The 14,423-nt window shown below is 35.1% G+C and carries 18 protein-coding genes; 14 read left to right on the top strand and 4 right to left on the bottom strand.

The window, feature by feature from the left end; genetic code table 11:
- Window positions 1–159 precede the first annotated feature (159 nt).
- Window positions 160–318, bottom strand: coding sequence for a lmo0937 family membrane protein (locus NHE85_RS03120; protein ID WP_252809576.1), 159 nt, complete (start codon window positions 316–318; stop codon window positions 160–162).
- A 183-nt stretch (window positions 319–501) separates the two neighbouring features.
- On the opposite strand from NHE85_RS03120, the gene NHE85_RS03115 reads away from it, so the two are divergent.
- The 10 genes from NHE85_RS03115 (at window position 502) to NHE85_RS03070 (ending at window position 9,423) form a co-directional block, all read left to right on the top strand.
- Window positions 502–1,848 carry an NAD(P)/FAD-dependent oxidoreductase gene (locus tag NHE85_RS03115; RefSeq protein WP_252809574.1) on the top strand — a complete coding sequence of 449 codons (1,347 nt, stop codon included), beginning with the start codon at window positions 502–504 and terminating at the stop codon, window positions 1,846–1,848.
- A gap of 467 nt (window positions 1,849–2,315) precedes the next feature.
- The gene (locus NHE85_RS03110; protein WP_252809571.1) at window positions 2,316–3,155 is read left to right on the top strand and encodes a MotA/TolQ/ExbB proton channel family protein; all 840 of its coding nucleotides are present in this window, start codon (window positions 2,316–2,318) and stop codon (window positions 3,153–3,155) included.
- An 89-nt stretch (window positions 3,156–3,244) separates the two neighbouring features.
- Window positions 3,245–3,904 carry a biopolymer transporter ExbD gene (locus tag NHE85_RS03105; RefSeq protein ID WP_252809569.1) on the top strand — a complete coding sequence of 220 codons (660 nt, stop codon included), beginning with the start codon at window positions 3,245–3,247 and terminating at the stop codon, window positions 3,902–3,904.
- A gap of 20 nt (window positions 3,905–3,924) precedes the next feature.
- Window positions 3,925–4,485: a biopolymer transporter ExbD gene (locus NHE85_RS03100; RefSeq protein WP_252809567.1), complete on the top strand. Its 561-nt coding sequence runs from the start codon at window positions 3,925–3,927 to the stop codon at window positions 4,483–4,485.
- A gap of 29 nt (window positions 4,486–4,514) precedes the next feature.
- On the top strand, window positions 4,515–5,342 hold the full coding sequence (locus tag NHE85_RS03095) for an energy transducer TonB (protein ID WP_252809565.1): 828 nt from the start codon (window positions 4,515–4,517) through the stop codon (window positions 5,340–5,342).
- 11 nt (window positions 5,343–5,353) lie between these two features.
- Window positions 5,354–5,605: a hypothetical protein gene (locus NHE85_RS03090; RefSeq protein WP_252809564.1), complete on the top strand. Its 252-nt coding sequence runs from the start codon at window positions 5,354–5,356 to the stop codon at window positions 5,603–5,605.
- Entirely contained in the window at window positions 5,598–6,521 is a 924-nt protein-coding gene (locus NHE85_RS03085; RefSeq protein WP_252809561.1) for a PstS family phosphate ABC transporter substrate-binding protein, read from the top strand. The genes NHE85_RS03090 and NHE85_RS03085 overlap by 8 nt, the downstream gene beginning before the upstream one ends.
- 43 nt (window positions 6,522–6,564) lie before the next feature.
- A complete protein-coding gene (locus NHE85_RS03080) occupies window positions 6,565–8,259 on the top strand; it encodes a tetratricopeptide repeat protein (RefSeq protein WP_252809560.1) in 1,695 nt (564 codons plus the stop codon).
- 100 nt (window positions 8,260–8,359) lie between these two features.
- Window positions 8,360–8,992: a 7-carboxy-7-deazaguanine synthase QueE gene (locus tag NHE85_RS03075; protein WP_252809558.1), complete on the top strand. Its 633-nt coding sequence runs from the start codon at window positions 8,360–8,362 to the stop codon at window positions 8,990–8,992.
- Between the two features lie 20 nt (window positions 8,993–9,012).
- Complete coding sequence (locus tag NHE85_RS03070) at window positions 9,013–9,423, top strand: DUF2059 domain-containing protein (RefSeq protein WP_252809555.1); 411 nt, start codon at window positions 9,013–9,015, stop codon at window positions 9,421–9,423.
- Window positions 9,424–9,476: 53 nt separating this feature from the next.
- On the opposite strand, the gene NHE85_RS03065 is transcribed toward NHE85_RS03070, so the two are convergent.
- Window positions 9,477–10,184: a bifunctional 2-polyprenyl-6-hydroxyphenol methylase/3-demethylubiquinol 3-O-methyltransferase UbiG gene (locus NHE85_RS03065; protein ID WP_252809554.1), complete on the bottom strand. Its 708-nt coding sequence runs from the start codon at window positions 10,182–10,184 to the stop codon at window positions 9,477–9,479.
- Window positions 10,185–10,226: 42 nt separating this feature from the next.
- Between NHE85_RS03065 and NHE85_RS03060 the strand changes: the two genes are divergently transcribed.
- Genes NHE85_RS03060 through NHE85_RS03050 form a run of 3 tightly spaced genes read left to right on the top strand, consistent with a single transcriptional unit; the run spans window position 10,227 to window position 11,360 of the window.
- Complete coding sequence (locus tag NHE85_RS03060) at window positions 10,227–10,718, top strand: YkgJ family cysteine cluster protein (protein ID WP_252809551.1); 492 nt, start codon at window positions 10,227–10,229, stop codon at window positions 10,716–10,718.
- Between the two features lie 23 nt (window positions 10,719–10,741).
- Entirely contained in the window at window positions 10,742–11,107 is a 366-nt protein-coding gene (locus NHE85_RS03055; protein ID WP_252809550.1) for a VOC family protein, read from the top strand.
- 7 nt (window positions 11,108–11,114) lie between these two features.
- A complete protein-coding gene (locus tag NHE85_RS03050; protein ID WP_252809548.1) occupies window positions 11,115–11,360 on the top strand; it encodes a hypothetical protein in 246 nt (81 codons plus the stop codon).
- On the opposite strand, the gene NHE85_RS03045 is transcribed toward NHE85_RS03050, so the two are convergent.
- Entirely contained in the window at window positions 11,357–11,566 is a 210-nt protein-coding gene (locus NHE85_RS03045; RefSeq protein WP_252809546.1) for a hypothetical protein, read from the bottom strand. The two genes, NHE85_RS03050 and NHE85_RS03045, sit on opposite strands and share 4 nt — an antisense overlap.
- Window positions 11,567–11,658: 92 nt before the next feature.
- Window positions 11,659–12,924 (bottom strand): exo-beta-N-acetylmuramidase NamZ domain-containing protein, encoded by a 1,266-nt coding sequence (locus tag NHE85_RS03040; RefSeq protein WP_252809544.1) that lies wholly within the window; start codon window positions 12,922–12,924, stop codon window positions 11,659–11,661.
- A gap of 7 nt (window positions 12,925–12,931) precedes the next feature.
- On the opposite strand from NHE85_RS03040, the gene NHE85_RS03035 reads away from it, so the two are divergent.
- Window positions 12,932–14,167, top strand: a complete 1,236-nt coding sequence (locus tag NHE85_RS03035) for an ABC transporter permease (protein WP_252809540.1) — start codon at window positions 12,932–12,934, stop codon at window positions 14,165–14,167.
- Window positions 14,168–14,423 lie beyond the last annotated feature (256 nt).

Genomic DNA, 14,423 nt, shown 5'->3' with positions numbered 1-14,423 from the left:
TGTTAAGCTTAACAAATGTAATGAAAAACCAAACTGATAATTGGGTAGTTATTAAAATATATATGCTATAAATTATTGGGTTGTAATATATAGATCAAGCCCTTTATGCAATTGCATAAAGGGCTTGATTTTAAGCTTTAAAGGGTGATACTTTTTTGGTTAAGGTCTTCTTCCTACAGCAAGTCTGTAAAGAATTCCTATGATTGCAAGTACTAATAGTATATGGATAAAGCTACCTACTGCTTCACCAAAACCAAAATATCCTACCAGCCATCCTATGATAAGGATTACAATAATTAACGATACTAAATCTCTCATAATATATTTTTTTATTAGTTAGTATGTTAAAATTACTTCTTTATAGCGGTAGGTGTTAATTAATTATGAATCCTTTAATAGCCAAATTTTTCTTAATAAAAAATCAGTTATAAATAAATGATTAAAAACACCCTTGTCTGAAGTTTAATTAAGTACTTTTGTTTTGTTATAGAATAATTTGCAATGCAGACTCCATTAAAAATTGCAGTAGTTGGCTCGGGTTTAGTAGGGTCATTACTGGCAATATACCTAAAAAGGGCAGGACATACTGTTCATGTTTACGACCGCAGCCCTGATATAAGAACCATTCGTTTTTCGGGAAGATCTATTAATCTGGCCATGTCACACAGAGGGTGGCGCGCCCTTGACGATGTGGGTTTAGGGGATGAGATAAGAAAGATAGGTATACCAATGGAAAAAAGGGCTATTCATCTTATAGGCCAGCCACTTAATTATCAATACTACGGTAGTGAGGGAGAGAGTATTTTTTCTATATCGCGCGGTGTGCTTAACAGGGAGATGATAAATCTGGCAGAAGCCGAAGGTGTGGACTTCTTTTTTGAAACTAAAATATGGGATGTTACCATGGCGGATGCTACACTTCATGCAGGTGAAGAAGAAAAAGGCCCCTGGGAAGATCTTAAATACGATATAGTTTTTGGGGCTGATGGTGCTTTCTCCAGGATAAGACACAGAATGCAGCGCCAAAGCATGTTTAATTACTCACAGGAATTTTTAAATACAGGCTACAAAGAGCTTAATATTCCGTCTAACCCGGATGGAACTCATAAGCTTGATAAAAATTCGCTTCATATATGGCCCCGACAGGATTTTATGCTTATTGCACTGCCTAATCTTGATGGCAGCTTTACCTGCACTCTTTTTATGCCTTTTGAAGGAGAAAACTCTTTTGAATCTTTAAAAGATAAAGAAACACTGGAAACTTTCTTTGCAACGCATTTCCCCTCTACCATAGAAGTTATACCTAATCTGGTTGAAGACTTTTTTAAAAATCCAACCAGCACACTTGTTACAATGAAATGTTACCCCTGGACATATAAGGACAAGGTAGCGCTTATAGGTGATGCAGCCCATGCCATAGTTCCTTTTTACGGGCATGGTATGAACGCCGGATTTGAAGATATTACTATTCTTAACCAGCTTATGCAGCAATACGGCGACGATTGGGAAGCTATTTTTAAAGAATATCAGGTAAGCAGGAAACCCAATGCCGATGCTATTGCGGAACTATCCTATCGCAATTTTATGGAAATGAGATCTAAAACTGCAGATGCAGGCTTTTTGCTTCAAAAGAAAATTGAAAAGCATTTTTCAGAAAAATATCCCGATAAATGGCTACCTTTATATAGCAGGGTAACATTTAGTTTCAGGCCTTATGCTGAAGCATTGGCACTAGGCGACCATCAGAAGGCTATAATGGACGAGATAATGCTAATGGACAACATTGAACAGAAATGGGATAGCAAAGAAGTTGAAGATAAAATACTTGAACTTTTAAATACTCACTGACAAATAAAAATTTAAAAAAGAAATGCATTAGAAGGGATATGGTAAAATTGACTTTTTTTGGTGTTGCTAAATCGTTTTTCTGTTGTTGAATCTTCTTCTAACGTTAGGTGAATGTTGAGATATTTTTAAAAAAAATCTTTAAAAGCAATTAATTGAATAAATTATAATGCTTGCACAATAAATCATATAGATTTATGTTATTTATACTTAATCTATATTAATTTCAAATAATTAACAAATAATGGGGTTTTTAAATTGGGAAAAATAAATAATGTATAAGTAATTTATTTAAACGCAAGATTTCGTATCGTTTAAGTTTGCAATAAATTATTGTTAAGAATTGATAAAAAAAACCATTTTATTTTTTTTTATGCCTTAATGATATAAATTTGCCAATCTTATACAAGAAAAATTTTAACAATAAGAAACTATTATTAAAAAATCAGAAAACTAAATTTTTAAAAAAAATGGCAAACGCATCTATTCAGAAGGTTGAGAAAAATGGAGAATCTAAAGGATCTAATATCTTCGCAGGTTTAGCGATAGTATTATCTATAGTAGTTGGTATCCTTGTTTGGAAATTTATAATGGGAGATCCTTCTAACTTCCAGGATGGTAATCCTGAGGGCCACCCACTACCGGGTAACTACCTGGCGATGGTTTACAAAGGTGGTTATGTAGTACCTGTACTAATGGGACTATTATTAATGTCGATTGTGTTTTCATTTGAGCGTTTCTTTGTTATCAGCAAGGCTTCAGGAAAAGGAAATGTTGAGTCTTTCTTAAGAAAAGTACAGTCTCAGATCAGCAACGGAAATATTAATGAGGCTATGGCTGAATGCGATAAACAACAGGGTACTGTTGCTAATGTTGTAAAAGCAGGTCTTTTAAAATATGAAGAAGTAAAAAGAGAAGGTTTTGACAGCGAAAGAGCTGAAGCTGCTATTCAGCAGGAAATTGAGCAGGCTACTTCATTAGAAATGCCAATGCTTGAAAAAAACCTTGTAATTATTTCTACACTGGTATCAGTTGGTACGCTAATGGGTCTATTAGGAACAGTAACAGGTATGATCAAGGCGTTCTCTGCTCTTGGTGCAGGTTCTACTCCTGATTCATCTCAGTTAGCAAATGGTATCTCTGAAGCACTTATTAATACTGCTACAGGTATTAGTACTTCTGCGCTTTCAATTATTGCTTACAACATCTTTACGTCTAAAATTGACAAACTTACTTACTCTATTGATGAGGCTGGATTCACAATTGTACAAACGTACAGAAGATTCAGATCTCGTGCTAACCAAGCATAATCAATAGTAGAAGTATAAACAATATATGGAGTTTGAAAGTACACTTATAATGTGTGCTTTCTAACGTCCGTAGCTAATAAAAATCAATAATGGCTAAAGTTAAAATATCAAAGAAGAGCACAAGGATAGACATGACCGCGATGTGCGACGTGGCATTCCTGCTGTTATCATTCTTTATTATGACTGCTACTGCAAAACAGCCAGAACCTAAACCGGTAGATACTCCGGCTTCAACAGTGCTTGATAAGCTTCCTGAAGAAGGTGTGGCAACAATTACAGTAGGTGATAAACAGGCATTTCTTTCAATTCCTGATCCTGAGGTAAGAAGAGGTACTCTTGAGCGTATTTCTACTAAGTATGGTGTAAACTTTACTGATGAAGAATATAAAGAGTTTTCTAAAATCGATGGTTTTGGTGTTAAGATCAATGAACTTAAAGGTCTTTTAAAGCTTGACGCTGCTAAAAGAAATGAACCTGGGGTTCAGAAAGGTATTCCTTTTGATACTATTACTAATCAGTTAGGTGACTGGGTTCAGTTTGCAAGGGAAGCTCAAAAAGCGAAACTTGATGAAAAATTTGCAAAAGGGGAGATAACCGTAGATCAGTTTAGAGATGGAGATCTTAATATTGCTATAAAAGGTGATGCTAAAGAAGATTACCCAACTATTAAAAGAGTTATGGATATTCTTCAGGAACAAAAAAAGAACAGGTTCTATTTAGTGACCGGTTTAAGAGATGAAAACTTTTAATTTTATAAACACACTATAAAATGGCAGAATTAAATACCGGCGACGGCGGTGGCAAGAAAGGCGGCAAGGTAAGAAGTAAGAAATCTAATCCGGGAGTTGACTTAACTGCGATGGTAGATTTGGCTTTCCTTCTTATCACCTTCTTCATGCTTACCACTACGCTGTCCAAGCCGCAATCTATGCCGCTTGCAATGCCGGATAAAGACCCTAATAATATAACTGACCGTACTCCTATCGATGAGTCTCGTTTGATGACTATTTTAATAGGAAAGGATAATAAAATAATGTGGTATAGAGGTAAGTTTGAAACACCTATTGAAGCACCAACGGAAGCTGTATTTGGTAAAGACGGAATACGTCAGGATCTTTTAAAACAGATAAAAATTGGTAAGGCTATTGCTGAAAGAGATGGTAAGCCTGAACAAGGACTTATTGTTAACATTAAGGCAAGTGACAAGGCAAGTTATAAGAATCTTGTAGATATGCTTGATGAAATGGCAATTACCCATCCGCAGCTTTATGCAATTGGTGATATTACGCCTGCAGAAATTGACCTATTGACTCAATCGGGTTTATACTAACCTAAAGAGTTAATTAAAAAACTATTATTATGTCAAAACTGAATATATTTAATAAGTCCTGGGTTGATATGGTCTTTGAAGGCCGTAACAAAGAGTATGGCGCATATCAGCTTCGTACAGAAAACCCAAAGACTACAGTAAAGTCGCTTATCATCGGGGCAGTGCTTTTTACTTTTCTTGTAGCTACACCTAAAATTGTTGAGAAACTGGGTGATATAGCTTCTAAGGATAAAAAAGATGATGTGGATAAAGTTATCGAGGTGATTGATCTTCCGCCGCCACCGGTTGAAGAACCGCTTCCGCCACCACCACCACCGGTAGAGCAGCAACAGGCGCCTAAGTCTATTGTTGAGGAAGTGAAGCTTAAACCGCTTGAGGCAGTTAAGAAAGAAGAAGTTCCGGAAGATCCGCCGAAACAGGAGCAGTTTAAAGAAGCTGATCCGAGTTCAAGGAATGCTGAAGCAAGTCCTACAGGAGATATCAATATTGGTAAACCATCAGGTGACCTTGATAAAGGAGTTGAAGCTCCTGATAACACTGTTTATAACTCTGCAGGTCTTCAGGTTCAGCCTGAGTTCCCGGGTGGTATAGCAGCATTCTATAAGTATGTTAACAATAACTTCAGGATTCCTGAAATTGACCAGAATTTACAGGCTAAGATATATGTATCTTTTGTTGTTGAAAAAGATGGTTCGTTAACTGCAATTAAAGTACTTAGGGATCCTGGTTACGGATTAGGTAAAGAAGCTGAGCGTGTGCTTAAATCACTTAAAATTAAGTGGCAGCCGGGTATACAAAACGGTAAGCCGGTTAGGGCTTCATACAACCTTCCTATTACAATTAATATTAGATCATAAGGAATATAGAGATGCTTTCAAAAAGAAAATCTCACCAACAAACACAGAAATCGCCCATACAGCGATTTCTGTTTGTTTTAGGTATAGTGTTTTTCCTAATGTATTTTGCTTTAGGCTTAATGATAATATTCTGGGAAAAAATTCCGTTATCACTAACCCGTAATGGCAGGCTGGCAATGGGTATATTGCTTATTGCTTATTCTTTTTTCAGGTTTATAAGGCTTTGGCAAAGTACCAAAGGAAACAATAATGAAGATGAATAAAATATATAAAATATTTTTTATAGGTATTATTATAGCTCTTGCTGTTTTTTCCTGCAAAGGAGATAAGGCAGGGCAGGGTACTAGCGAAACACTTACCTCTGGTAAAACCACAATATTGGTTGATAATACCGTTCAGCCAATTGTGGAAGATGTACTTGCCGTTTTTCATAGTGTTTATGACCGGGCACATGTAACTCAGGTTAATATGACTGAAAATGAACTGGTAAATGCTTTATTGAAAGATTCTGCCAGTGTAGTAGTATTACCAAGGCTTCTTACTGAAGAAGAAAATACCCATTTTAAAAAGAGAAAAATAACGCCGCAAATTACTGCGTTTGCCTCAGATGCAATTGCATTTATAACTAATAAAAGCGTAAAGGATACCGTTATTGATCTTGAAGAAGTCCTGAAAATATTAAAGGGTAATACTTCTGATAAGGTGCAGAAACTTGTATTTGACAATCCTAATTCCAGCACGGTGCAGTATCTTCTAAAAGAAGCCGGGGTTAAGCAGGTTCCTGCTCAAAATGTGTATTCACTTAAAACAAATGAAGAGGTTATTAAGTATGTACATGACATTCCCGGCGCAGTTGGTATAGTTGGGGTGAACTGGCTGTCACAACCTACACCTTCTTTAGCAGGAATAGTGTCTGATATTACTGTTTTGGCAGTAGATAATGTTAAAACTGACAAAGGAGAAAAAAAATATTATAAGCCCTCTCAAAGCAATATTGCTACGGGTTCTTATCCTTTAATACGTAAGTTATACGTGTTAAATTACAGTGGGAAAGACGGATTAGGCATGGGTTTTGCAACTTACATAGGTGCATTTGAAGGACAACGCATTATTTTAAAGTCCGGATTACTGCCTGTTGAAATTCCGACAAGGGAAATAGAAGTGCGAAATGAGCTTTAGGCTTAGTATAAATTTGAACAAGTAGAATTATAAAATAATACAAATGAAAGAGTTGAAATTTCTCGGATTATCATTACTGTTTTTTGGAGCAGCATCTGCACAGGATGTTGATCAGGCAAAAAAAGCAATTGATGCCGAACAATACCAAAAAGCAAAAACAATTTTAAAATCGCTTATAGCGTCATCACCGGATGAAGGAAAAAATTATTTCTTTTTAGGGGATGTTTACCTTAAGCAGACAGAGCAGGACTCTGCTGCCATTTATTTTAATAAAGGTAAAGAAGTTAAAAAGAACCCTGAATTCAACTTAATAGGGTTAGGTCAGATAGATCTTAATAATGGCAATACAGCCGCGGCTCAGACTAAGTTTGCAGCTGTGGAAGAGGAAATGGGAAGAAGAGATGTAGATCAGCTTATTTATATAGGCCGTGCATATATATTTTCTGAAAAGCCGGATTATAAAAAAGCAATTACTTTTTTAAATAAGGCTATTGCAAAAGATTCTAAATCTGCTCAGGCATATCTAAGTCTGGGAGATGCTTATTATGGCGACAGAAAACAAAACGAGGCATATTCTGCATATCGTAATGCTCTTCAGTATGACAGCAGTTTGTTAAGAGCTAAACTTCAGTTGGCTGTTATTACTAAAAATACCAGGGCTGCATTCCCTGAGGCAATTAAAGCTTTTGAAGCTATTGTAGCTGCAGATCCTAACTATGGACCTGTTTACAGAGAGCTTGCGGAAACGTATTATATTTGGGGTGTAGTTCAGCCGGAAAAAAAGCCGGAATATAATGCTAAAGCACTTTCTTACTATGAGAAATACATGACTCTTACTGATTATTCACTTAACTCACGTATGAGACATGCAGATTTTCTTCTTTTAACAGGAGATTACAAAGCGCTTGAAGCTGAAGCTCAAAAAATGCAGCAGATGGATAAAGTTAATCCAAGAATACTGCGTTACTTATCTTATTCACTATATGAAAACGGTAAATATAAAGAAAGCTCTGCTGCTATGAGGGAATGGATTGCTAAAGCAGATCCTAAGCGTATTATAGCACGTGACTACCTTTATCTTGGACTTGCAAATCTTGCATCGAGTGTTGGACAGGACGAGCAGGGCAATAGTATAATTACAGATCAGGCTGCTTTTGATGAAGCAATTGCTAATATTAAAAAAGCTGCTGAAACTGATATTAATATTACAGCTGAGTTTAATACTATAGGTCAAAAACTATTCAAGCAAAAATTATATGGTCCTGCTGCTGTAGTATTTGAAATTGCTACAACAAATCCGGATAACCCTAATCTCTTCTTTGATAGCTTTTACTATGCTTACTCTGTTTATTACGATCACGTAAATAAATCAGACGAGGACAAAAAAAATAATATTGAAAACCTTAAGAAAGCAGATAAATCTCTTCTTAAAGTAATTGAGCTTTCTCCTGATGCTCAGGATGCTCATTTATACAGAGCCAAAATCAACAGATATATAAATACTGATGAATCTTTGGGAGAAATGGCTAAGGCTTATGATGAGTACATAAGGATAGTAACCGCTAAAGGACAGGCAGAAATAAATAATCAGAAAAATAATCTTCTGGATGCTTATGCTAATGCAGGAGCTTACTACGCATTGACTGATAAAGCCAAAGCTACTGACTATTTTAATAAAGCACTTGCAATTGATCCTAATGATGAATTTGTAAAAAGCCAGTTGAAAGCATTAAAATAATATTCTTTCATAACTACAAAAAACCGATGGCAAGCCATCGGTTTTTTATTTGCTTAAAATAAAGTGATTATCCTTATCTTTGCACCCTGTTTGAAATATCATGCTGAAGAAGGAAATACAAATACAAGTAGAAAAAGGAGAAATGCTGCCGTTAATGGAAGAATTCTATACCATTCAGGGAGAAGGCTATCATACCGGTACAGCAGCATATTTTATCCGGGTTGGCGGTTGTGACGTTGGATGTCACTGGTGCGATGTAAAAGAAAGCTGGAATGCTGAACTGCATCCGCCAACAGAAACTGAAACCATTGCCACGAATGCTGCAAAGTATGCAAAAACTATAGTGGTAACCGGAGGAGAACCACTTACCTGGGATATGGGCCCTCTCACATCCAAGTTGAAAAATGCCGGGTTAAAAGTGCATATTGAAACTTCCGGAGCTTATTCTTTATCGGGTACCTGGGACTGGATATGCCTGTCTCCTAAAAAAACTAAGCTTCCTACAGAGGAAATATATGAGCATGCCCATGAGCTTAAAATGATTATTCATAATAAGCACGATTTTATTTTTGCCGAAGAACAGGCTGCCAAAATAAATGGTAATGCAATTCTTTTCCTACAGCCGGAGTGGAGTAAAAAAGAAGAGATGACACCACTTATTGTAGATTATGTAATGAATAACCCTAAGTGGAGAGTATCACTGCAAACACATAAATATCTTAATATTCCTTAATAATTTAAATCAATCTAAAAATGAAAAAATTACTATTAGCAGCAGTATTCATGCTGGTTGCGCAAGTAACAATGGCACAAACGGCAGATGCTACTTTTAAAGCAGATGCTATAAAAGTACTTAATCTTAGTGGGTTTGCTACTCAATTTGAAATGCTTACTAAAGATATAGTGAAAAATGTTCCTGCTGAAAAACAGGCTGAGTTTAAAAAAGATCTTGATGCTTCTATTCAGGATTTGATAGCTAAAATAGCTGATATATATATGCAGGAGTTTACGCATGAAGATATTAAAGCAATGCTTAAATATTATGAGAGCCCTGTAGGTAAGAAATTTGCTTCTAAAACCGGAGTGCTTTTTGAAAAAGGACAGGCTGCAGGACAGGAATGGGGCATGGGACTTCAGGGCGTTATGGCAAAATATATGGAGTAGTCGCACAGTAAATTAAATACAAAACCCCGAATTAAAGTTCGGGGTTTTGTATTTTAATAAAGTCTTGCGAGATAGTCATAATGCTCGCCTTCCAAAACCAATTCACAATTCAATCCATTAGCATGCGCTGCGTTTTGAAGCGTATTGTAATCTATATACATCCAATTAAAAGGATCTTCTTTCTGGTTTTTATAGGAGATGTTAAAAATGACCTCTCCATAATATTCAACATCAGATGGAATCCATTTTCCGCCATCTTCATCTTCATCAAACATATAAATAATATCAGATGAATCGAGTAATATCTGCCCGCCTTCTTTCAGTAAAGATTTTAGCTTCTGTAAAAAACCGGAAATTTCAGAAAGCTTTCCGCACATTCCGGCACCATTCATTAGCAATAATATGGTGTCAAATTTTTCGGTCTCGTCTATTTGCATAATATTTTCTGCCCTGGCATCTTTTACACCTCGCAATACACAGGCTTCTATTGCATTTGGAGAAATATCTATAGATGTGACTTCAAGATTTCGTTCGGTTTGCAGGTATAAAGAATGGCTGCCGGCTCCGCAGCCTGCATCCAGCACTTTGCCTTTTGCCATCTGCAATGCTTTTTTTTCTAGTTTAGGCATCTCTTTAAACTCCCTGAATAAATAAGCAACACTCATTTCATCCTCTTCAGAAATTGATGTTTCAGTAATTAAATTTTCCGGTGAATTGTTGGTCTGATAGTCTAATATAGCTTTTCCGAAAAGGTCTTTCATTTTTTTATACTTTTGCCAGATGATTGATAAATGTCCTGTGTGATGGATGACTTTTTAAAACAGCTCCCAAAGCTTGCCAAAGATAAGCATAACGAAAACAAAAAGTTTTTTGATAAGCTTAAAAAGAAAGCGCCTAAAAACCTGGATTATATTATGCAGGAGCTGCATGATAAGGAATTTAAAAAAACAGACTGCCTTAACTGCGCTAATTGCTGTAAAACCACCGGGCCTTTGTTTACCCTGGCAGATATAGAGCGTATTGCAAAGCATTTCAGATTAAAACCACAACAATTTATTGATAAGTACCTGCGTATAGACGAAGATAATGACTATGTGCTGCAAAGTGTACCCTGTACTTTTTTAGACAATGAGAACTATTGTATGATTTATGATGTGAGACCTAAAGCTTGCAGGGAATTTCCACATACCGACAGGAAAAAATTTCAGCAAATATCAAATCTTACACTTCAAAATGTTGCTATCTGCCCCGCAGCTTATAATATAGTCGAAGAAATGAAAAAGAAAATTGTGTAGTTTTGTTTTTCTAAATTTTTGGTATGTCAACATTTACCACTTTAAAGCCGGTGCTCTATACAAAAGAATTAAAAGCAACAATAACCTTTTATACTACTATATTGGGTTTTGATTGTGCAGCATTTGAAGAATCTCTGGGGTGGGCATCTGTGATAAAAGATAATATAGAAATAATTTTTGCCTATCCGAATGAACATGTCTCTTTTGCAAAACCGTATTTTACGGGTTCATTTTACATTATTACGAATAAAGTAGATGAATTATGGTCCAGGTTTAAAGAGGTTTGTAAAGTTTGTTATGATATAGAAAATTTTAATTATGGAATGCGGGAGTTTGCAGTTTATGATAATAACGGTTATTTATTACAATTTGGTCAGCAAATAGAATAATCAGGCTATGAAAACATTTAAAAGAATTTTTATATTAATATTTGTATCGGCCATAATAGCCACAGGGCTATTTTTTATAAATAGTAATATTATTGTAAATAACTTTACCGATAAGATATTTGAAATTGCTTTTCTGACTATACCGGTATTTATTATTCTCACTATATTATTATATGTAAACAGGGCATTGGTAAAAACTATAAGGAATACAAAAAAGAAAAAACCTTCCGGAGAGGAAGGTTTTAATAATTAAGCAGCCACTTCTTCGTTGTGGTGCTTTAGTTCTTCAATAATGCCGCCGATGCTTTCAAGTTTTTCTTCAATATATTCAAGCAGGCCTTCAATACGGTCTTTTAAGTCAGTGAAAAAATCGATGGCAATATCTACATAGCCTTTAATTTTTTCAATGAATTTTATAATGTATTGAACTATATTGTCAATTGTTTCAGTAATATTCATAGCTTTTGTTTTTAGATTATTAATACAACTGAAAATTACGAAACGCTGCGCATACTGTAAAAGACTTTGTGTAAACATTAAGAATTAAAAATCTATTCTTTATATATAAGATACTTTTTTCTTATTGTTTTAAATTTAGCAATATCAGATTCCCAGCTTTTTCTTATTTCCTTTTCGGTAATGCCAGCTTCTATTTGCTGCTGTAATTTAGATGTCCCAGCCAGCTTTGTGAAGAAAGGAATAAAAAATTTAGATTTATCTGCGGTTTCCTTATAAGCTTTTATCACCCATTTTAATTCCAGACCTTTTACTTTATTTATAGATGAAAGATCCTCACCATAACATTCAACACCATTATACAAGGGATCTTTAGCTCCATGATTGGGTTTTGGCGTAAAATGATATCCTGTTTTTGGCAGAAAAGGTGATCCGTAAATCTGAAATTGTTTATCTGTTCCGCGTCCTACGCTCACATTAGTACCTTCAAAGAAGCAAAGGCTTGCATATAAGTTAATGGCCTGGTCGTTTGGTAAATTTGGAGATGGCTTAACAGGTAAGTGATATTCCATATTTTTATCGTAATCTGAGCAGGGAATTACTGTAAGCTGACACGGATTAGTATTTTTAGTCCATTTTTCGCCATTTATCATTTGTGCATATTCTCCTATTGTCATTCCATGTAAAACTGGAATGGTGTGCATTCCAACAAAACTTGTGTTTTCTTTTTCAAGAACGGGGCCGTCAACAATATTGCCATTAGGATTAGGTCTGTCTAAAACTACCAGTGGAATATTATTTTCAGCACATGCCTCAATTATATAATGCAGTGTAGATATATAGGTATAAAAGCGGGCACCAACATCCTGAAGATCAAAAAGCATAATATCTATATCTTTCAGTTGTTCAGGTTTAGGTTTTTTATTATTACCATATAATGATATAATTGGTAGGCCTGTTTGCGTGTCTTTACCATCTTTAACCAGTTCTCCTGCATCAGCAGTTCCGCGAAAACCATGCTCAGGAGCATATATCTTTTCAAGGGCAATGTTTTTAGATAATAGAAAATCTACTATTGATATACTTTCGTTCGTAGTATTAATTCTTACGGTGCCGGTCTGATTGGTAACAATACCTACTTTTTTTCCTTTTAGTAAAGGAGCATAGTTTTTAAAATTTTCGGCACCGGTTTTAAATTCAGATAATACTGCCTGATTAGGAAGGGTATCTATTATTATTTCATTTAATTGTGACTTTTGACTGTCTTCAGTTGGTTTTGCCCGAGAAACAGAATTTCCGCAGGCAGCCATAAGTATAAATGAGAATAAAAATGTATTTTTGAACAACGAATAAGATACCATAAGTCAGTTGAATTTAGAATATTTCATAGCCCGTAGGCTGGTTACCGCAAAGAACCATAAAAGTAGTATATCTGCACCAATTATAAAAATAGCGATTATAGCTATAGCTGTAGGTATTATCATGATGATAATAGCCATAGCAACGGGTGTTGGACTGCAGGATAAGATTCGCGAAAAAGTATCTGCTTTTAACGGACACGTTATTATCACTAATTTTGATGATAATCAATCTGACGTAAGTGTAGAGCCTCTATCAATCCATCAAAACTTTTATCCACAATTCAGATCGGTGCAGGGAATAGATCATATTCAGGCTGTAGCTTCTAAAGCAGGTATTATTAGAACTGAAGAGGCTTTTGAAGGTATAGTTTTTAAAGGTGTGGGGAAAGAGTATAAATGGGATGTGCTCAAAGAATATATTGTAGAAGGAAGAATACCGGATTTAAAACACAGCCTTAATAATGAAGTATTGCTTTCGCAGTACCTTGCCGACAGATTAAAGCTAAAGGTAGGCGATAAGTTTAATACTTTCTTTATGAAAGAAAGCGGAAACGGTATGCCTAACCTTAGAGTGTTTCAATTAGTAGGTATTTATAATTCGGGATTCCAGGAATTTGATGCTACCTATTTAATAGGTGATATTCGTCACATACAACGCATCAATAAATGGAAAAGTGATCAGGTAGGGGCTTTTGAAGTTTTTATTGATGACTTTACTAAGATAGATGAAAAAGGAGATGAGATATATAAAGCCATACCCTCTACCTTATTTTGTCAGACAATTAAAGAGAAATACATTAATATTTTTGAATGGTTGAAATTGTTTGATACCAACATTATTGTTATTATAATAATAATGGTAGTAGTATCTACAATTAATATGATTGTTGCCTTGCTGGTACTGATTCTGGAACGAACCCAAATGGTTGGAATGCTAAAAGCACTTGGGGCTACAAACTGGAGTGTGCGAAAGATATTTTTATACAATGCAGCTTACCTTATAATAAAAGGATTGTTTTGGGGTAATGTTATAAGTATTGGATTACTGCTTATTCAGAAATATTTCGGAATAATTAAGCTTCCTCCGGAAAATTACTATGTAACTGTTGCTCCCGTAGCTATTGATGTACCGGCTATACTACTTATCAATGCCGGAACTATTATAGTGTGTGTGACATTATTATTGATACCTTCATATATTATTACCAAAATATCACCCGTAAAAGCATTGCGATTTGACTAATAATAGATTTTGCTTAAAAATTTGATCCCGGTTAGGCCGGGATTTTTTATTACTACATATATATAAGAGTATTTTTTTTAAATAAAAATGTGATGTGATTAGAAACTTTTCAATGCTGCTATAGTTTTAAAGCTTAAAATTGTCAAAAATTCAATATTGTCATCCTTGTCATCTCTACAAAACCAAAAATAATTCATACTGCAATAATCGGGTAATTAGACAGTTGAGAAATAAGGTTAAAAAAACATTAAAAAAA

The sequence above is a fragment of the Flavobacterium sp. NRK1 genome, assembly GCF_024054175.1.
In the GTDB taxonomy this organism is placed as follows: Bacteria; Bacteroidota; Bacteroidia; order Flavobacteriales; family Flavobacteriaceae; genus Flavobacterium.
This window is presented reverse-complemented; position numbering and strand designations above follow the sequence as displayed.